At 59.6% G+C, this 19,933-nt stretch carries 14 protein-coding genes and 1 pseudogene; 5 read left to right on the top strand and 10 right to left on the bottom strand.

What is annotated here, in order from left to right; all coding sequences use genetic code 11:
* Window positions 1–98: 98 nt before the first annotated feature.
* Together G6L01_RS02610 and G6L01_RS02605 are read left to right on the top strand one after the other, a co-directional pair.
* Complete coding sequence (locus G6L01_RS02610; protein WP_234892417.1) at window positions 99–1,910, top strand: type I secretion system permease/ATPase; 1,812 nt, start codon at window positions 99–101, stop codon at window positions 1,908–1,910.
* A gap of 10 nt (window positions 1,911–1,920) precedes the next feature.
* A complete protein-coding gene (locus tag G6L01_RS02605) occupies window positions 1,921–3,306 on the top strand; it encodes an HlyD family type I secretion periplasmic adaptor subunit (RefSeq protein ID WP_081344270.1) in 1,386 nt (461 codons plus the stop codon).
* A gap of 116 nt (window positions 3,307–3,422) precedes the next feature.
* Here G6L01_RS02605 and thrH read toward each other — a convergent pair whose 3' ends face one another.
* From thrH to G6L01_RS02590, 3 genes are read right to left on the bottom strand one after another with little or no spacing between them, the layout of a single operon-like run.
* Window positions 3,423–4,094 (bottom strand): bifunctional phosphoserine phosphatase/homoserine phosphotransferase ThrH, encoded by a 672-nt coding sequence (gene thrH / locus G6L01_RS02600; RefSeq protein WP_070167689.1) that lies wholly within the window; start codon window positions 4,092–4,094, stop codon window positions 3,423–3,425.
* Window positions 4,091–4,720, bottom strand: a complete 630-nt coding sequence (locus G6L01_RS02595) for a LysE family translocator (protein WP_015915216.1) — start codon at window positions 4,718–4,720, stop codon at window positions 4,091–4,093. Before G6L01_RS02595 ends, thrH begins: the two co-directional genes overlap by 4 nt.
* 60 nt (window positions 4,721–4,780) lie before the next feature.
* On the bottom strand, window positions 4,781–5,539 hold the full coding sequence (locus G6L01_RS02590; RefSeq protein WP_070167888.1) for a 2OG-Fe dioxygenase family protein: 759 nt from the start codon (window positions 5,537–5,539) through the stop codon (window positions 4,781–4,783).
* Window positions 5,540–5,654: 115 nt separating this feature from the next.
* Here G6L01_RS02590 and G6L01_RS02585 point away from each other — a divergent pair, with 115 nt between their 5' ends.
* Window positions 5,655–6,605: a LysR family transcriptional regulator gene (locus tag G6L01_RS02585; protein WP_234891931.1), complete on the top strand. Its 951-nt coding sequence runs from the start codon at window positions 5,655–5,657 to the stop codon at window positions 6,603–6,605.
* A 6-nt stretch (window positions 6,606–6,611) separates the two neighbouring features.
* Here G6L01_RS02585 and G6L01_RS02580 read toward each other — a convergent pair whose 3' ends face one another.
* From G6L01_RS02580 to ppdK, 3 genes and pseudogenes are all read right to left on the bottom strand, one after another.
* Window positions 6,612–7,655, bottom strand: coding sequence for an acetyltransferase domain-containing protein (locus G6L01_RS02580; RefSeq protein WP_070167688.1), 1,044 nt, complete (start codon window positions 7,653–7,655; stop codon window positions 6,612–6,614).
* 1,508 nt (window positions 7,656–9,163) lie between these two features.
* Window positions 9,164–9,211: pseudogene (locus tag G6L01_RS28095) on the bottom strand (hypothetical protein); the annotation flags it as partial.
* Window positions 9,212–9,454: 243 nt separating this feature from the next.
* A complete protein-coding gene (gene ppdK, locus G6L01_RS02570; protein ID WP_174089180.1) occupies window positions 9,455–12,139 on the bottom strand; it encodes a pyruvate, phosphate dikinase in 2,685 nt (894 codons plus the stop codon).
* A 476-nt stretch (window positions 12,140–12,615) separates the two neighbouring features.
* Here ppdK and G6L01_RS02565 point away from each other — a divergent pair, with 476 nt between their 5' ends.
* Window positions 12,616–13,119: an invasion associated locus B family protein gene (locus G6L01_RS02565; RefSeq protein WP_015915210.1), complete on the top strand. Its 504-nt coding sequence runs from the start codon at window positions 12,616–12,618 to the stop codon at window positions 13,117–13,119.
* 17 nt (window positions 13,120–13,136) lie between these two features.
* A complete protein-coding gene (locus G6L01_RS02560; RefSeq protein WP_081344269.1) occupies window positions 13,137–13,856 on the top strand; it encodes an SH3 domain-containing protein in 720 nt (239 codons plus the stop codon).
* A gap of 51 nt (window positions 13,857–13,907) precedes the next feature.
* Here the strand turns inward: G6L01_RS02560 and mhpT are convergent, their stop codons facing one another.
* The 4 genes from mhpT to G6L01_RS02540 all read right to left on the bottom strand — a co-directional run bounded on the left by mhpT (window position 13,908) and on the right by G6L01_RS02540 (window position 19,773).
* Window positions 13,908–15,158, bottom strand: a complete 1,251-nt coding sequence (gene mhpT / locus G6L01_RS02555) for a 3-(3-hydroxy-phenyl)propionate transporter MhpT (protein ID WP_234891932.1) — start codon at window positions 15,156–15,158, stop codon at window positions 13,908–13,910.
* A 286-nt stretch (window positions 15,159–15,444) separates the two neighbouring features.
* A complete protein-coding gene (locus tag G6L01_RS02550; RefSeq protein ID WP_070167683.1) occupies window positions 15,445–15,861 on the bottom strand; it encodes an Ivy family c-type lysozyme inhibitor in 417 nt (138 codons plus the stop codon).
* 87 nt (window positions 15,862–15,948) lie between these two features.
* Window positions 15,949–16,245: a hypothetical protein gene (locus G6L01_RS02545; RefSeq protein ID WP_337692719.1), complete on the bottom strand. Its 297-nt coding sequence runs from the start codon at window positions 16,243–16,245 to the stop codon at window positions 15,949–15,951.
* Window positions 16,246–16,311: 66 nt separating this feature from the next.
* Entirely contained in the window at window positions 16,312–19,773 is a 3,462-nt protein-coding gene (locus G6L01_RS02540) for a chromosome segregation SMC family protein (RefSeq protein WP_070167681.1), read from the bottom strand.
* Window positions 19,774–19,933: the final 160 nt, after the last annotated feature.

The following is a 19,933-nucleotide window of genomic DNA, read 5'->3' as shown; positions in this document are numbered from 1 at the left end:
CCTCGGAGGGGATGATGCAGAGGCCAGACAGGTCTCAGCCAGGGGTGGCTGTTCTGTCGGGCTCAGATCCAGGGGTTTTCAATGATCAAGAGCCATTCATGAGCCGGACCTCCATGAGCCGGAATCAGGTCGCGCGCGGCGGCGTCGAGGAATTGCGGGCAGCGCTGGCGCGCAGCAAGGCGGGCTTCCTGTCCATTGCCCTGTTCAGTTTCTTCGTCAACCTCCTGATCCTGACCGGACCCTTGTTCATGCTTCAGGTCTATGACCGTGTGCTGGCGGCGCGATCGGAAGCCACGCTTCTGGTCCTGTTCCTGCTGGTCATCCTGCTCTATGCGATCATGGGCATTCTCGATCACGTCCGCTCACGCATCGCCGCCCGGATTGGGGCACGGCTCCAGAGCGAATTCGACATCAGGGTGTTTCGCGCCCTGCTCGATCGCTCCGCACTGGCATCGAAAGGTATTGCCGGACCACGCGGCATGCGCGATCTGGACGCCCTGCAAAAAATGCTGTCTTCCTCGGCGATTTTTGCCGTTTTCGACATTCCCTGGACGCCGGTTTTTCTGTTTGTGATCTTCGTTTTCCATCCATGGATGGGCTATCTGGCGCTGGCGGGCGGGCTGCTGCTGATCGCGCTGACGCTGCTGAACCAGCGCGGGACGAAACGCATCCAGGCAAAAGCTGCCGATGCCAGCCGGATCAGCGACGAGATGACCATGGCCTTGGCCCGCGACGCCGAAACGGTCAAGGCCCTGGGCATGCGCAAGAGTGCGGCAACACGCTGGAGGGCGACGCGCCATACGGCGCTTGCCGCCAACATTGCCTATTCGGATACCAATGGCTTTTACACCGCCATGTCCAAAACCTTCCGGATTTTCCTGCAATCGGCCATTCTGGCGCTCGGCGCCTGGCTGGTGCTGCGCGGCGAAATCAAGGCTGGCGCGATGATCGCCGGATCGATCCTGATCGGTCGGGCGCTGGCCCCAATCGAGACGGCCATTTCCCAATGGGAATTGATGCAGAGAGCACAGGAAGGCTGGCGCAATCTATCACTCCTGCTGGAACAGATCCCCGAAGAAGACACCCGCACCACGCTACCGAGGCCTCGTGCGCTGTTGCAGGTCCAGCAGGTTACTGCCGTGCCGCCCGGCGAAAGCGTGGCGACACTGCGGATGATGAGCTTCGAGCTTGGCCCCGGCCATGCGCTGGGCGTGATCGGCCCCAGTGGCTCCGGCAAATCGACCCTTGCCCGGCTGCTGACCGGCGTCTGGCAGCCGATGGCGGGCAAGATCCGGCTGGACGGCGCCGCTCTGGACCAATATGGCCCTGACGGGCTGGCCGACCATGTCGGCTATCTGCCGCAGGACGTGGTGCTGTTTGAAGGGACGATTGCCGAAAACATCGCCCGCCTCACCGCCGATCCCGACCCGGACAAGGTGATTGCCGCCGCTCGCAAGGCCGCAGCCCATGAGATGATCCTGAAACTGCCGCAGGGTTACGACACCCCCCTGCCCGCAACCGGCCAGCGGCTTTCCGGTGGGCAGAAGCAGCGCATCGGCCTTGCCCGCGCACTCTACGGCGATCCGGTCCTGCTTATTCTGGACGAACCGAATTCCAATCTGGATGCCGAAGGCTCCGTGGCGCTGAACATGGCCATCCGCGCCCTCAAGGCCGACGGCGGGGCTGCTGTGATCATGGCGCATCGCCCGGCGGCGATTGAGGAATGCGACCTGGTACTGATCATGGACCATGGCGCCCGCACCGCTTTTGGCCCGCGCGACGAGGTGCTGCGCGCCCATCTGCGCAATGCCCAGCAAGTGGTTGGCACGCAGGGCAATACCAAACAGGCCTATGCCAAACAGGAAACCACCATGACCGGCTTCGTACCCGGCACCCCGCGTAAGCCTTAGGAGAGCGACGATGAGCCTGTTTTCCCAGACATCGACGCCGGCCTCCTCTTCCCCGGCCAATATGCCCTCATCTCCCTCGGCAAAGCCGTTGTCGTCCAACTCGGAAACCGTCTGGCAGGCCCGCGGTCACACGGCGCTCGGCTATGGCGCGCTGGCGGTCCTGGTGTTGGGGCTGGGTGCCTGGAGCACGCTGACCACCATCAAGGGCGCCGTGGTCGGCAGCGGCACGGTGGAGGTGGAAACCAACCGCCAGGTGGTCCAGCACCAGGCCGGTGGCATTGTGCAGGACTTGCTGGTCAAGGAGGGCGATGTCGTCCAGCCCGGCCAGGTTCTGCTCAGGATGGATGAAAAGCTAGACCAATCCGAGCTGACGATCATTGAAAACCAGTTGTTTTCGCTGCTTGGCAATGCCGGGCGGCTGACTGCCGAGCAGGATGGCAAGAGCGAAATCAGCTTCGACCCCGAGCTTACTGAACGGGCAAAGACCGACGGCCATGTGCGCGAGATTATCGAGGGTCAGCGCAACCTGTTGCAAGCGCGCCAGGAAAACCGTGACAAACAGGTCGGGCAATTGCAGGAACGCAAGCACCAGACCGCCCAGCAAATCGAGGGCTTGAACGCCAAGCTCAATGCGCTGCGCCAGCAAAGACAATTGATCAGCGAGGAACTGGCCGTGCAGCAGAAATTGCTGCGCGACGGCCTGACCCAGACCAGCAAGGTGATGACGCTGCAACGGTCCGAGGTCGAAGCGGATGGCGAGATCGCCTCGTCCATGGCCAGCATTGCCGAAAGCCGCGCCAAGATCGCCGAGATCGAAATCGCTATTCTGAACGTCAGTGGCGAACTGCGTGAACAATCGATCACCGATCTGCGCAATGCCGAAGCACAGATTGCCGAATTGCGCCAGAAACGGGTCTCTTCCCTGGAAACCCTTGGTCGCACCGAAGTGACCGCACCAACCGGCGGCGTGGTGTTCGGCCTGACCGTGCATGCGTTGCGCACCGTGGTCAAAGCGGCGGAACCGATCCTCTATATCATCCCGCAGAATGTCGGGCTGGTGATCACCACCAATTTGCCGCCCAATGAAATCGATCAGGTGCATGTCGGCCAGAAGGCCGATCTGGTGTTTGCCGCCTTCGATCGCCGCCAGACGCCGGATATCCATGGCACGGTGATCGAGGTTTCTGCCGACGTGTTCAACGATGAAAAAACCGGTAATAGCTTCTATAGGGCCAAGATCAGGCCCGATGAAAAGGAAATTGCTCGATTGGGGGATGTGCAAGTCCTGCCCGGAATGCCGGTTGAAACCTTTATCCAGACCACAGAACGCTCGCCCTTCACCTACCTTACCAAACCGCTGGCCAGTTATTTCAACAAGGCATTCCGGGAGCGGTGACGCTACCCGGGAGTGGTGACACTGCTGCATAGTTAACATGCCACAACACCCTGCGTTTTATAAAACGCAGGGTGCCGTAAGGAAAACTCTAGCTTTACGCGTCGCCGTATATGCTGTCAGCCGAAGGCGCTCCCCAGGAAAGTCGTGGCCCTCTTTGAGGTCGATCTGCCATTGATATAAATGGCTTCATCGAGGATATCGAGGACTTCGCTATAGGATGATGTGGCCCGCAGATCCGGCGCGGCCAGCAGCGTCGCCATCGAGGGCTGAAACAGCACGCCATAGGTCGCCGCACGGATCATTGAGATGTCGTTCAAAGCGTCGCCCATTGCAAAATGAGCGCACCCCTCGGTATCGACAGCGTCGAAGCAGAGATGTTTTCCGGCCAGCTCATTCCAGAAGTCGAAGCCGATAATGATATCCTCGTCATTGGTCTGAAAACTGTGGCAGAGGACCTGATCAGCAGCAATCTGCTCAATAAAATGCCGGTTCATCGGGCTAAAAGAGTCCGAGACGATCACCACACGCCCGCGTTGCTTGAGTGCGGCGAGGAATTCCACCGCCCCATTGAACAGATCGAGTTCGGCAACACTGGCGCAGATTTCGGCCAGGGTAACGTGGTGATCGGCCAGATGCTTGATCCGCTGGTCCAGCAATTGACGGTAATCGGGAATTTCCCGCGTGGTCGCCTGGAGTTCGGGAATTCCGAACGACTTAGCGATATGCGGCCACATTTCCGGCACGAGAACGCCTTCGAGATCGATGAAGGAACAGATGGATTCGGTCATTGCGCGCCACTCCCCAAGGTGCCCGCGGTGAAGAGAATGGCCCCCAGCGAGGCGAGCACAACCCCGATCAGGATATTGAATAAACGCTGGCGACGTAGCACCACGGTTCGAATGGCCGGGTTGGACAGAAAGGTCGAAACGGACGCGAACCACAGCAAATGTGACAGGGAAATGAACAGGCCCCAAAGCAATTGGTGAGACAGCGGCGTGTCCTTGCCGATGAATTGCGTGTAGAGGCTGATCACGAAAATAGACGTTTTCGGATTGAGACCATTGGTCAGAATGCCGGTCATCATTTCCCGGCCCATGGATCTGTCGCTGGGAACCAGACTGCCTTCGACATCGCGTATCTTGCTGAAGGCCGTGGCCAAGCCCGCATAGACCAGATAGGCAGCGCCGACAAATTTGATGATATCCAGAATATTGGGGAAAATATGCTGGATGATCGCAATGCCGAACATGGCGTAAATCACATGAAACCAGCAGGCGATGGCAATGCCCATCGAGGCTGCAAGCCCGGATTTGCGGCCATAGAGAAAGCTGTTGCGCGACACCATGGCGAAATCCGCGCCGGGGCTGAGGACGGCCAGCCAGGTTATCGAAGCAATCAGAAGTATTTGTTCCATAAATATGCGGGCTCCGGCTCCGGCAACAGCCGCGCGGTTCCGCGCGGCTGACATCTGCATTTATTTGCGGCGGAAGGTCAGGACCAGAACATCGCGCAGGCCCTGCTGGTCGGGATCAAGCTTGGTGATCGGCGTTACGCCATGGGCAACGCGTTCATCATTGACAATGGCAGCATCGAAGGGGTCCGTCAGCGTAAATTCCGCCAGCGTGACGCCGTCCCGATCCAGGATGGAGGTTTCGCCCCCGACAATATTCTGCCGCTTGATGAGAACCATCAGCACGAAATCCACACCGTCGCGGTGAACGCCTTCAGGTGTTGGCTTGCCACCGGTCTGCACAGCCTCAATGCGGAACTGATGCAATTCCATGTGCCAGGTGGAAAATGGCGAGAGAGCGCCAAAGGTGGAAGAGGCGAAGGAGAAAATCGCCTGCATCACCGGATTTTCAATGGTCGATGCCAATACCGGCTCGAAATGACGCTCAATGCCGCCATTGAGTGGATTGTAGGAGGTTGTCTGGAAATGCGGCTGATGCTTTTCGAGAGTGACGGGCCCGCCTTTTGGCGCGCCCGTCAGGGTTGCGTGCCGGCGAAGGCGATATTTGCCGCCGTCGGCCATATAGGTATCCGGCTTAAGATCATCCCAGGATGCCTGAAAATCAGCAATATCCTGGCTGCTAAAATGGCTTTGATGAATGACATCGAGAAAATTGTTGCCTTCAAGAAACACAAAATCAAAGTCATGCAACTGTTGGCAGACATCGATATTGGTCACATTGGCCGGATCGCTGTGCTTTAAAACTGAAATATTGCCTTGCATTGAAAATGGCTCCGATTTCATCGGCGTAAACCGCCGACAACGATTATCAATCATATGTTGTGTTTTGTGAAAACCGATATATTTTCGAGCAAAAGCGTGAGGTAAATTCACACATATGCCCGACAATTCCGAATTCAGATCCAGGATGGCGCGCCTGCCGCAATTGGGCGCTTTGAAGGCTTTCGCGGTGGCGGCGCGGTATGAAAGTTTCGTGCTGGCGGCCCGGGAATTGCACGTTACACATGGGGCAATCAGCAAGCAGGTCAAGAATCTGGAGGAAAGTCTGGGCGAGCCGCTGTTCCTGCGTCGCAACCGGGCGGTCTTCCTGACGGAGCGCGGTCGACAATTGGCGGCCAGGCTTGCCTCCGTGTTCCAGGATCTGGAAAATGTCGTCACGGATTTTCGCAGCAATGCCTATGCGCAGCCGCTGATCGTCTCCTGCGAACCGACGCTCTGCCTGAAATTCCTCATCCCAAACCTTGGCGATCTGAAAGAAAGGACCGGTCTGGATGTCAAGGTTCTCGCAGCGGGCGGAAAAATCGATTTTCGCCGCGATCACGTCGATCTTGCCGTGCGGCGCAACGATTTTGCCATCGACCCCCGCCTGCATGTGAGGGAACTGGCCCCGGAAGCGATGGGCATGGTCTGCACGCCACAGGTGGCGGCTGACCTTAACAAAGTGCCTCGCCCCAGCGTGCCTGCTCTGCATACGCGCTCGCGCCCCGACGCCTGGCTGAACTGGTGCAAGACCCAGCCGGGGACCCGCAAGTTCAACTCGGACATTTTCTACGAGCATTTCTATCTGGCCCTTGAGGCAGCGATGGCCGGCCAGGGTGTCGCACTGGCATCGATCCATATGGTAACGACGGATATGGCCGCCGGACGACTGACTGCACTGGGTGCGTTTCATCAGGATGGCACCCATTACCTTGCCGTATCCAATAGCGATTTTGCCGCTGACGAGCGACGGTTGGTGTTCACCGACTGGCTGTCACGACGCATGCGAGCCCATCTGGCGCAGGCATCCACTGCGCGTCCGACCGCAGAAACCCGGCATCTGCCATAGGCATTCTCATCCACCAATTTTCGGCGTTTTCAGCCCCTCGAACACGGAGGGCGCATTGGGGTCGGGCTTTGGCTCCTCTTCCAGGAAATCGGGCACCTGCGTACCATTGGAATTCATTGAGCCGTAAGCGCCCTTATCCTGCAAGGCAGAGGGGTCTTGCAAGCCAGAGGGATCGGTGGGAGCCGTACCAGGGTCCTCGCCATCGATCGACAGGTCCGGCTGACCGAGATCGACGGGCGGCTGGGTCTTGATTGGCAGCGGCACATAGAGCGAGACGGTGACGATAATGGCAATGACCAGCAGCCAGCTGCCGAGAATGCGCGAGGGAATGTTCAGCCAGGGGCCTTTGAAGCAGCGCAGCAGAAAGGCCGGGGTGAGGATGATCCACAGGGCCGAAAGCACAGAGGCAATCGCAAAGGACGGAATACCGACGCCAAAATCGTCCAGGCCGAGAAACAGTGAGAAAGAAAAGGCCACAACAGCAGCGGATGCCAGCATGGCCCGATCCCGCCAACGCCCCGAAAGCCAGAGACTGGCGCCGGTGATGGCGACGGCCACCGGGGCGATCAGGTACAGCACCTGCCCCAGCGCACTCTCGCGGATGACGACGAAGATCGGGTCGAAAAACAGCAGCATGACCGATAGCACGCCGAGAAACACGCCGATGGTGATGGAGAATTGCCGGGCGCTGGGCATCATCGCGCAGGCGACCGCGATGCCCAGCATGGCCAGAACCAGATCATACACCGAGAAGGTGAACAGCGCGCCAAGCTCGGTAAAGCCATAATCATGCGGCAGGCTTTGCGATACCGCCAGCAGGAACAGGCCGAAACCGGCCAGCAGCGCACTGGCGCGAAAACGATCCGTCTTCATAACGCGACGGGCTTGCGCCCATGTGTCATTACCGGACGCAGCCGCAGGAACGGCCTTGCCCTGCCCCTCGCGTTGCGGCTTGGCAGAATGAGAGCCAGGCGGCGGCGTGTCGCGGCCCTTCTGGCGGCGTTTGCGGGAGGTGGGCGCCGTGGAGGATGTCCGGTGCGTGTCGTTCATCGGGCCTGGCCTTTGCGAGTGTGACGACCCGGCCTATCTCACAATCAAGGCAATTTGTCACCCACGCGGCTCTTCATCCTGCCTTTACAGCGCCGTGCGTTTTATAAAACGCACAAAGGACGCTGTAACACTTTAAATCTGCTGCATAATTCCTTAAATCGATTCCGACTTAAGGAATTATGCAGCAGCCGTACGGTTCAGTGCGTCAGCCGCACCGTGCTACCGATGATGTTCTTGGAGATCGCGGTATAGACATCCTTGATATTTGTGGTGGAGGCGCTGAAGTAATATTTGGTGCCGCTGGAGCAGGTCTGCAAATTCTGGACATCGGCTTCCGAACTATAGGAAATCGCGTAAATCTCGATATTGTTGGATTTGATCGAGTCGCAGGTGGTCAAAAGCGCACTGGTGGCAGTGTCATTGCAGGATTTCGTGCGGTTTTTATCACAAATCCAGTCCAGCTTGTCGCCATTGTTAGGTCCAAATTTCACATTCATCTCGCCATCGGTCATGAAGACGATGACCTTTTTGACCTTTTCGGAATAATCGGCGGGCGAGGTCCCACCCCCCCATGCAGAGCGCCATTTCGGCGACAGCGTGTACCAGCCAGCCAGCATTCCGGCATCAAGCCGGGTGGAGCCTTCCGACGTCATGTCCGCGATAGCACTTTGCAACGTGCTAAAGCTCGATGTCAGGGAAACGATGGGCGGCGGACAAAAACTGGTGGAAGATCCGCTATTCGAATCCTGGGCCACGAAAGCCTCGGTGCTGGGTGGCGCATCACTCAGACCGTAGGTGCCGATGGCACCATTATCCTTCATTTCCACGTCGGCACGCGGCTCGACGCAGCCGATCCAATAATAGTTACTGGAGGTATAGGCCAGCGTCGTGACATTATCGATCCACTGGCTGAAACTATATTTCGAGTCCTTATAATAGGATTTTGGATCGGTCCAACGGCTAGGCACAGCCGCATTGCCACCATGGGCTTTCAGCCAGTCCTTATGGGGAAGGCCGATGTTGAAACGGCTGGAAAACGGCGCGATGGCGATCTTGCTGCGCTTGGCAACCGTGGCATCATTGGCAAAGGAGGTCAGAAAGCTTTTCACCGCCGTCTGCATCGGCACAAAACGACCTTCCTCGATCATCGAGCTGGAGACGTCGAGCACCAGGGACACTTCGAGATCAATATTGCCCGGCAGCGCTGCACAGGATTTGGCGGAGACGTCTACGGTCTTGACGCCAGCGAGTTGCATGAAACTGGTCGGCACACCCTCGCCGACGACAATGCAGATTTCCTTGCCGTCCGCCGACAAGGTTGGCCCGCTCAACCGCTTGGGAACCGCGGCGGTATCGACGTCACTTGAACCCTGATCCGCCAATTTGGACTCGAGATAGCTGTCGATCCCAGCAGCAAGGGCGTCGACGCCGGAAGACGAGGAATAGCTCGACGCCGCAGCCAGGATAGCCGAATCGGCGGTCACCTGAATATCATTGCGATGATCGCGTGCCGAACTGTAATCTACCGCCGCACCGACAGCCAGAAACAACGGCATAAGCAAAATAGCCGACATGACGGCGAAATTGCCCTTGTCATCGGCGAGAAGCTTTGAAACTGTATCTTTAAGGCGCATTTTACCCAACCATGTGTTGAAGCGTCCGGGACATCAGTCCTGACCTTCAATCCTTGTTGGGTAACTGTTTTATAAAACCATTTAAAACAAAGCCGAAATCTAATTGATAAAATGCAACTCAACAGGCAATTTTGTGCCGAAACGGCGAATAAACATACGGTAGCTTCAAACTTCCTTCGCCATGAGGCGCCTCTGCTTGATGCTTGCCTGGGCGGCGGACAGGCGGGCGATCGGCACCCGGAAGGGTGAGCATGAGACGTAATCCAGCCCGACATCCTCGCAGAAATGAATCGAGGCCGGGTCGCCGCCATGTTCGCCGCAAATGCCGAGCTTCATATCGGGCCGGGTCTGGCGACCGCGCTCGGCGGCCATGCGGATCAACTCCCCGACCCCATCGAAATCCAGCGAGATAAACGGATCGCGCTCAATAATCCCTTTGCGCTGATAGGTCGGAATGAAGGCGGCCGCATCATCGCGTGACATGCCGAACGTGGTCTGGGTCAGGTCATTGGTGCCGAAGGAGAAAAATTCGGCAGCCTCGGCAATCACATGGGCGCGGATGGCGGCACGCGGCAGCTCGATCATCGTGCCGACCAGATAGGAGATTTCCAGCTTGCCTTCACGCATCACTTCGGAGGCAATCCGGTCGATCACGCCCTTCACATAATCCAGTTCGGAGCGCAGCCCGACCAGCGGCACCATGATTTCAGGCACGACCGGCGCGCCGGTCTCAAGGCCTGCGGCAACGGCGGCTTCGAAAATTGCCCGCGCCTGCATTTCGGCTATTTCCGGATAGGAAATCGCCAACCGGCAGCCGCGATGGCCGAGCATGGGGTTGAACTCGTGCAAAGCCTCGACCCGCTGCGCCAGAGCGCGCGGCTCCATGCCCATCGCCACCGCCACCTCGGCGATTTCCTTGACGGTCTTCGGCAGGAATTCATGCAATGGCGGATCGAGCAGCCGGATCGTCACCGGCAGGCCATGCATGATGGTGAACAGCTCGGTAAAATCCGAGCGTTGCATCGGCAACAGCTTGTCGAGCGCGGCGCGTCGTCCGGCCTCGTCCTCGGCCAGGATCATTTCGCGCATCACATGGATGCGCTCGCCTTCGAAAAACATATGTTCAGTGCGGCAAAGGCCGATACCTTCCGCTCCGAACGAGCGGGCGGCACGGGCATCGCCCGGCGTATCGGCATTGGTGCGCACCGTCATGCGGCGCGTACGGTCGGCCCATTGCATCAGCTGGGCAAAATCCCCCGACAATTCGGGTTGCTGCATTGGCACGGCACCCTGCAAAACCTGTCCGGAAGAACCATCTATCGTGATGATATCGCCCTTCTTCAGCTTGACGCCGACGCCCAGCAGCACGCCATTGCGGATATCGACCCGCATGCTGCCGGCACCGGCCACGCAGGGAATACCCATGCCGCGTGCCACCACCGCCGCATGGCTGGTCATGCCGCCACGGGTGGTCAGGATGGCTTCGGCGGCATGCATGCCGTGAATGTCCTCCGGGCTGGTTTCCATGCGCACCAGAATGACCTTGCGGCCTTCTTCCTTGGCGCTGACCGCGTCTTCGGCAGTAAAGACGACTTCGCCGGTGGCCGCCCCCGGCGACGCCGGCAGACCAGAGCCGATCACATCCCGCGCCACGCGCGGATCGATGGTGGGGTGCAAAAGCTGGTCCAGCGACGCGGGCTCGATGCGCGACACCGCTTCGTCCTCATCGATCAGCCCTTCCGCCACCATATCGACGGCGATCTTCATGGCCGCCTTGGTTGTGCGCTTGCCGGAGCGGGTCTGCAACATCCACAGCTTGCCGCGCTCGATGGTGAATTCCACATCCTGCATGTCGCGGTAATGGCTCTCCAGCCTGGTGCAGATCGCCTTGAATTCAGCAAAGGCCTTGGGCATCAGCTTTTCCATCGACGGCTTGTCGGAGCCGCTTTCCAGCCGCGCCCGCTCACTCAGGGATTGCGGGGTGCGGATGCCCGCCACCACGTCCTCGCCCTGGGCATTGACCAGAAACTCACCGTAAAGCTGGTTTTCACCCGTCGACGGGTTGCGGGTAAACGCCACCCCTGTGGCCGAACTGGAACCGAGATTGCCAAACACCATGGCCTGGATATTAACCGCCGTGCCCCAATGGCCGGGAATATTGTGCAGCTGACGATAGGTGATGGCGCGGGCATTCATCCAGCTGGCAAACACCGCTGCCACCGCCCCCCAAAGCTGAACCTCAGGGTCCTGCGGAAAGGGTTCGCCCAACTCATCCTCGATCAATTGCTTGTAGAGGTCAGTCACATGCTGCCATTCGTCGGCGCTGAGTTCGGTGTCGAGTTCATGGCCAAACCGGCCCTTTTCATGCTCAAGAATTTCCTCGAACACTTCATGATCCAGCCCCAGAACGACGTCGCCATACATCTGGATGAAGCGGCGGTAACTGTCCCAGGCAAAACGGGCGTCTCCGGCGCGATGGGCAAGGCCGACCACGGTTTCGTCATTCAGGCCGAGATTGAGCACCGTATCCATCATGCCGGGCATGGAGGTGCGCGCACCCGAGCGCACCGACAAAAGCAGGGGATTTTTGGCATTGCCGAACGTGCGTCCGGTCTCCGCTTCGATCAGGTCGATACCGGCCAGCACCTCTGCCTTCATGTCATCAGCCAGACTGCGGCCATGGGCGTAGAAATGCGTGCAGGCATCCGTGACAATCGTCAAACCCGGCGGCACGGGCAGGCCAAGACCCGCCATTTCTGCGAGATTGGCACCTTTACCGCCCAAATGTTCAACATCGCCAGCGCCGCCCTCAGCCTTGCCGCCGCCGAAGCTGTAGACCCACTTCCCCATGGTCGTTTTCTTTCTCCGCCCGACTGTTCTTGTTTTCGCATCGGATGATCCGAAAACCGGTTTCCACTTTTCGGTCCGATGCTTTATTCCCGCATCGGATGATCCGAAAACCGGTTTCCACTTTTCGGTCCGATGCTTTTATCCCTCAAAAGACTTAGCGCATTCGTGATCCGTTGAAAATCTCATAATATCAATCGTATCCCGCATTGCAGCATAATTGCGGCATCCCACGCTAAAGATCAATGTATCGAGGCCCGGCGCGGTATTGTGGGACGGCTGGAACCGGAAAGAGGCCAACACCTGTTTCTAGGGCGATTTTCCTTGTCAACCCATTGATATTTCAAGAATTTGCGATGAAATGTCGCAAATTGGCTCAACCAATTGTGAAGAGAAATTAACGTCTCGGTAACCTCATGGCCGGCTGATTGGGGTAGAGAACGAACCGCTACTCACTCAACCAAAGGAGATTGCCAGATATGTCATCACTACAAACCGTTGCATTGATGCTTGCCATTCTTGGCTTTTCGGCGAGCTTTGCATCGGCAGCACCTCGGATGGTCAAGCAGTTCGATCACTGGGGACTGTTTTCCTACAAGGATGGCGGCAAGACCGTGTGCTACGTGCTGTCCGTGCCATCGAAGGAAGATCCTGTTGGCATTGACCATGGCAAGAATTTCTTCCTGATCGCCCCGAAAAAGACCGGGGGCGTCAATTATTACCCCCAGGCCGTGATGGGCTACAACGTCGCTCAGGGCTCTACCATCGACGTGAACGTCGATGACAAGACGTTCCAGATGGTGCCGAAAGCCAATGTCGGCTGGACCCGGCTGGAAGCAGAGGACGCCAAGGTGATTGCCGCCATGAAGCAAGGCCGCCGGATGACCGTGAAGACCACCTCGAAGCGCGGCACCCACACGACCTATACCTATTCGCTCCAGGGCGTTTCGGCGGCGCTGAAACAGGCCCAGGCTTGCCGCTGACATGTCCAAAACCGACAATGCCTGAGAAACGCCCCCTGACCGCCAAAGGCGGTTTCACACAAAAGCTCCAGGAGGATGACGCATCCTCGCCGTCAACAGATTTCGACGACCTCAAATGCATCAATGCCTTGAGACATCAGAAAACTGAATACGGTCCGTCATTTTCGGTGGCTCCCCGTGTGAACCGCCGCGCCCTGTTGGCCTTGCTGCTGCTGACCCCGTTGCTTGGGGCGGCAAGCCTGCTTGCGCCCGGCACGGCTGCGGCCATGCCGATGCTGCGGCAGAAGGGTCGCGTTACCGGCTATCCGCTGCCGCGCTTTGCCTCGCTGAAGTCTGACAGGGTGCGGATGCGGGCTGGCCCTTCTACCGATTACCCGGTCCGCTTTATCTACGAGGCCCGGGGCCTGCCGGTGGAAATCATTGAGGAATACGACAATTGGCGACAGGTTCGCGATAGCGACGGCACCAGCGGCTGGATGTCCGCTGTCATGCTCAGCGGTGCGCGCACCGGCCTTGTCGCCCCCTGGCGCGGCTCGAAAGGCGATCTCGTCATGCTGCGCGACCGCCCGCTTGCCACGGCTGCCGTCACCGCCCAACTCCAGCCACGGGTACGGCTGAAAATCGGTGGCTGCGATGGGCATTGGTGTTCCGTATCGGTAGAACGAGGTGGCCCTTCCGGCTTTGTCCGGCAGGGCCTGGTCTGGGGCGTCTACCCCGGTGAAACCATCGGTAATTGAGGTTTTACAATCAGAATGCCGGACGGCTTCCCAGGCAAGATCCGCAGCCGGTCAAGGCTTGACCATGGAGGGCGTTGCATGTCCTGGCACACCCTTGGCGGTGCTATCCTGCGGCAGGTCGCGCAGCCGCGACAACAGCAGAACGGTTGCGATACCGGCGACAACAGCCACCGGCACGATCGCCATCAATACCTCGGTCGGCGAGCGTCCAGCGGCAATCAAACCACCGGCAAACAGCGGGCCGACCACCGAACCGAACCGTCCGACCGCGACGGCAAGTCCCACGCCGGTGCCACGAACATCGGGTGCGTAGCATTGCGGCGCAATGCCGTAGAGCAGCGACTGGGCCGCCATGACGCTCACCCCGATCAAGGCGCCAGCTATGGCATTGGCGGCAAAATTGGCCGGTGCCAATCCGAGCAGCACGAGAGACGCGACCAGGAGAAGGAAGCAGAGCGAGCCGTTGAGGACCTTGCGTTTACCGTCAAGGAACCATCCGCCCGTCAAGCCGCCCACAGCCCCGGCAATATTGAAGATCACCTGGATAAGGCCCGCCTGCTGGCGATCCAGCCCGCGCGTGACCAGAAGCGTCGGCAACCAGTTGAGCAAAAGATAAAGCACCATGATGCCGAAGAAGAAACCCGTCCACAGCAGGATGCTGCGCAACGCCGTATCGGCGGAGAACACCTGACGCCAGGCGCCCTCCTTCTTGGTCTTTTCCGACTTTTCGACCTTGAGCTGCGGCAGCATCATAAACAGTGGCAGCACGAGCAGCATCGGCATGATGCCGCCGGCAATGAAGATGGTGCGCCAGTCATCATGCAGGCCGGCCATGGCCACCACGCTGGCAATCGCCCCGCCAAACGGAATACCGGCATACATGATCGACACGGCCCGGCCGCGGCGCTCCGGCGTGGTCGACTCGACAGCAATGGCTACCAGGTTCGGCAACGCTCCGCCCAGGCCGACGCCGGTGAGGAACCGCATGGCGATCAGCCCTTCCACGGATGTGACTGCTGCCGTAGCGAGCGAGAAGATCCCGAAGATGAAAAGCGCCAGGCTAAGGCCCAAACGGCGTCCGAACCGGTCGGAAATCATGCCGCCGGAAACGGCGCCAAAGATCAGGCCAAATGTCGCCGAGGAAAAGAACAATCCCATCTGGGCGGGTGTCAGCCCGAAGACCGGCGCCAGTTTCGGCGCCGCCACGCCCGCAGCCTGAAGGTCGAAACCTTCAATCATCGCCGCCAAAAAGACCAGAAAAATGATCCGGGACGAGCCCGGTCGAGATGTTGTCGACAGCATAATGCCTCCCATTGATGCCGATAACGGTTCAACCGCTCGCCTCCTCGCGCCCGGTCAGACCTTTTGGATAATCCCACAGCCATCCTGACCACGCCATCCGCGCGGCAAAATGCTGTAAAGTATGTTGAGCATACTATTGGAATTGGCATTTAGCAATCGTGGCTTGCTGGACAGGTGAAAATCTCTCCAATCAAAGCAAGACCTCTATTTCCTATTTAAATACAAAGGATTGTGATCTTTTATGCATCGCAGACAGCATGATTTAAAATCGCTGTCCCTCAGACTATCAGCCGGGAGCGCGTGCCAATGCGGTCTTTTCCGCCTCGCTTGGCGTGCCCAGGAAGATCTCGCCTTCCGCCTGGTCCTGAATACGCATGACCGCATGCTTGCCATCGGCGGAAAACAGCACACGAACGGCGCTTTGCTCGCAGCGTTTTGGCTGGCAGGCGTAGAATAATTGCATGGGCTTGGCGTCAACGGGCATTTCGACGGAAGCGAGCCCGATATAATCATCCTTGCGGACCATGTTCAGCACCCAGAGCGGGATACCCTGGCGTCCGCGCACAAGCCCCGTCAACGAATCGCGGTGCGGCTTGGAGGTTTTCACGGTCTGAGCAAGGAAATTGCCGGAAAGATTTTCGGCTGCTGCCGAAAACGCAAAGAGGCAGGCAAGTGCGGTCAGCAGCGGTATCCAGCGGGCCATGCAAATCTCCTGTTTATGCCTGCCCGACAGGTTCACGTTGAACCAGCCAGACTGTCCCTTCCTCGGTGTTCCTTTCGAAACAATGCTCTATTTGTCTGCCAAATCGACGATGCTATGGATGCTGACCTCGCCAAGCCGCACACGAGCTTCAGCAGATGCCAGCCTTACGTCCGGATTTTCTTCGACCGCTCGTCCGTACCAGTATTTGGCGGCATGCAGATCGCCGATTGCCTCGTAACAGATCCCGAGTCGCTCCCCAAGATATCCACCATCCAGAGACTGATCGCCATCGGCCATGAACAGATAGATCTTGATCGCATCCGCGCTCCGGCCCGCTTTGATGAGGTCCTTGGCACGCCGCTCAAGCTGATTGAAATTGTACACGACGCTTTCCTCTGTATCTAAGGCGGACTTGCTCCCGTAGAGCATTCCAATCGGCCTTGTGAACCCTCACACAGCCTCGCGTAGCTGCTCCGCCGTCTGCAAATCCACCGACACCAGTTGCGAAACGCCCTGTTCGGCCATGGTGACGCCGAACAGCCGGTTCATGCGGGCCATGGTGATGGGATTGTGGGTGATGATCACGAAACGGGTCTGCGTGGAGGCGGCCATTTCGTCCATCAGGTTGCAATAGCGCTCGACATTGTGGTCGTCGAGCGGAGCGTCCACTTCGTCAAGCACGCAGATCGGTGCGGGATTGGTGAGAAAGACGGCGAAGATAAGCGCCATGGCCGTCAGCGCCTGTTCGCCGCCCGATAGCAGCGTCATGGTCTGCGGCTTCTTGCCGGGCGGGCGGGCGAGGATTTCCAGGCCGGCATCCAGCGGGTCGTCGCTTTCGATCAGCTGCAATTCCGCCGTTCCACCGTTGAACAAGTGGGTGAACAGCCGCTGGAATTGGGCATTGACCACGTCGAACGCCGCCACCAGCCGTTCCCGGCCCTCGCGGTTTAGGCTCTGTATCGCGCCACGCAGCTTGCGGATCGCGTCGATCACGTCATCGCGCTCCTTGATCAGGGCTGCGAGCTTGTCGGACAATTCCTTCTGTTCTTCATCGGCGCGCAGATTGACGGCACCCAGCCGTTCGCGCTCGATTTTCAGCCGGTCCAGATCGCGCTCAACCTCGCGCAGATCCGGGATCGCGTCATCGGGTTTCAGTCCGGTCAGGCGGAAGGCCTCATGCGGGCCTACGTTGAGCGCTTCCTGAATACGGGCCTCGGCATCCTTGCGCCGCTCGCGTCCAGACAGCAACCGTTCTTCCGCCCTGCCCCGGCGCTCGCGCGCTTCGGCCAACGCCGAGAGGGCGCTAGCAGCGACCTGATCGGCTTGACGCTGGCGGGCCTCGGCCTCCACCAGCCGGTCGGCGGCGGCGCGCCGTGCGGCTTCGGCCTTGTCCAGCTCGCCCATCAGCAGACGGCGCTTTTCATCGAATTCGTCGGGGGCGGCGTCCAGATCGGCCATTTCGTCGCGGGCTTCCGCCTCGCGCTCCCGCAGCGTGGCGATATGCTGGCTGGCACTTGCAGCCCGCTGCGCCCAGCTTTGCCGCTCCTGACGGATCGCCATGATCCGGCGCTGGCGCTGGTCGTTTTCGCGGGCGAACCCTTCATGGCGGGCGCGGGCTTCGGCCACCAGTCCGCGACCGGTGGCAACCTCCATCTGCAATTGCCGCAATTGTTCATCCAGCGCCGTCAGGTCGGCCTGATCGGCAAGGGCAATCTGCGCTTCCTCGGCCAGGCTTTCCGCCTCTTCGATCTGGGCGCGAAGACCGTTTACCGCCTCTTCCACCACAGCGCGGCGGCGCAGCAGATCGCCGCTGGCCCGTTCGGCAGCGCTCAACGCCTCGCGGGCTTCCGACAGCTGACGCAGGATCAACCGCTGACGTTCACGCACTTCCGAAAGACCCGCTTCGCTCGACGTCACCGCCTCGCGCGCTGCCGTCAATTGTTCTTCAGCGTCTTCCAGCCCGATGCGAGCCTCGTCAACCTCTTCTTCCAATGCCTTCAGGCGGTTCTTCTGGGAAAGACGAAGGGCCGCCGCACTCGGCGCTTCAGAGCCTGTGACATGGCCATCCCAACGATAGACGGCCCCCTCCCGCGTCACCAGCCGCTGGCCGGGTTTCAAATCCGGTTGCAGGCGTTGGGCGGTATCGGCATCGGTGATGCCGATCTGCTTCAGGCGACGGGACAACGCTTGCGGCGCGGAAACATGGGCTGCAAGCGCCACGATGCCAGCGGGCAAAGCCGGATCATCACCATCCGGCCCGGGCATGGCCCAATGGGCTGGAGCCTGTGCGTCGAGCGGGCTTTCCAGATCATCGCCAAGGGCGGCACCCAGCGCAGTTTCAAAGCCGCGCTCCACCGTCAGTGCGTCGGCCACCGGCGAAAATTCTCCGGCGCTGGCTGAAGCGGCCAGCATTTTGGCAATAGTTTTCGCCTCGGTTTCCAGCGCCGCCAAGGTAGAGCGGGCAGCCTCCACCGGGCCACGGGCCAGCGCCTCGGCCCGGCGGGCGGCGCTTAAAGCCTCTTCTGCTTGCGCAACCGTGCTTTCAGCGTCTTCCACGGCATATTCACCGGCTTCCACCGCCTCGCGCTTTTCCTCCGGGTCCGGCAGGGCTGAGAGCTTTTGCGCCACCACGTCCAGTTCACGGCCTGCCTCATCGGCCTGACGCTCCAAACGCAAGCGCTTGTCGGCGAGGTCGCGCAGCGCCCGTTCCAACTGGTTGCGCCCGGCTGCCGCCTCGGCGCGTTCGGCGGTGGCAGCGGCAAAGCGGGCTTCACTGTCGGCAAGACTGGCAGATGCGTCTTCCAGTGCAATGCGCAGATCGTCGGCCTCCTGGCCGCTTTCCGTCAGCACCTCTTCCAACTCGGCTTCCTCGGCCGCGAGCCGCTCGAGAATTTCGGCATTGTCATCGACCAGCCGCTGCTCACGAGTAATGTCCTCTTCAAGCTGCAACAGCCGCCGGGTCAGTTCGTCACGGCGCTTGAACAGCCGTCCGGCATCCTCTTCCAACTGGCTGCGGGCAATCTGCAAGCGTTGCAGGGAGGCGGCGGCCTTGACCTCTTCGTCGCGCAACGCAGGCAATTGCAGGCTGGCAATGGCTTGGGCCTTGGCCGCTTCCATCTGCTCCTGCGCCCGCGCGGCCACCAGCGAGGTCGTCTCATTGAGCGAGGCTTCCGCCTCGGCCTCCGCCTGCCGCGCTTCCGTCCAGCGGATATGCAGCAGCATGGCATCGCGGGCGCGGATATCGGCAGACAGCATCTTGAAGCGATTGGCCTGACGGGCCTGACGTTTCAAACTCTCAATCTGGCTCTCCAACTGGGCGACAATGTCCTCCAGCCGCTCCAGATTGGTTTCGGCGGCGCGCAACCGCAGTTCCGCCTCGTGGCGGCGCGAATGCAGGCCGGAAATGCCAGCGGCCTCTTCCAGCAATTGCCGACGTGCCTGCGGCTTGGCCTGGATCAGCTCGCCGATACGTCCCTGGCCAACCATCGACGGTGATCGCGCCCCGGTCGAGGCATCGGCAAACAGCAATTGAACATCCTTGGCGCGGGCTTCCTTGCCATTGATGCGATAGACCGAGCCGTTTTCCCGCTCGATACGACGGCTGACCTGAATTTCGTCGCTGTCGTTAAAGGCAGCAGGCGCGGTGCGGTCTGAATTGTCGAGGTAAAGCCCGACCTCCGCCGAATTGCGTGCGGGGCGATTGCCGGAGCCGGAAAAGATCACGTCATCCATGCCGGAGGCGCGCATGTTCTTATAGGAGTTTTCCCCCATCACCCAGCGCAACGCCTCGACCAGATTGGACTTGCCGCAGCCGTTCGGCCCGACAACACCGGTCAATCCGCGCTCAATGATAAATTCAGTGGGCTCAACGAAGGATTTGAAGCCGACAACCCGAAGCTTGGTGAACTTCATGGGTGGACCTCTGGGGAACGGGCCTCGTGAGATACAGGAAACGCCTCGGCCAGGCGTACCCCCCTCTGGCTTGCCAGCCATCTCCCCCTCAGGGGGGGAGATCGGGTGAGGATGGGCCTCACTCCCTCATTTCGGCTCGTTTGCGCAGATCCGCGCGGGC

The sequence above is a fragment of the Agrobacterium vitis genome, from assembly GCF_013337045.2.
GTDB classification, from domain to species: domain Bacteria; phylum Pseudomonadota; class Alphaproteobacteria; order Rhizobiales; family Rhizobiaceae; genus Allorhizobium; species Allorhizobium vitis_B.
The sequence above is the reverse complement of the archived record's forward strand: the minus strand, read 5'-3'. Positions and strand labels throughout refer to the sequence as shown.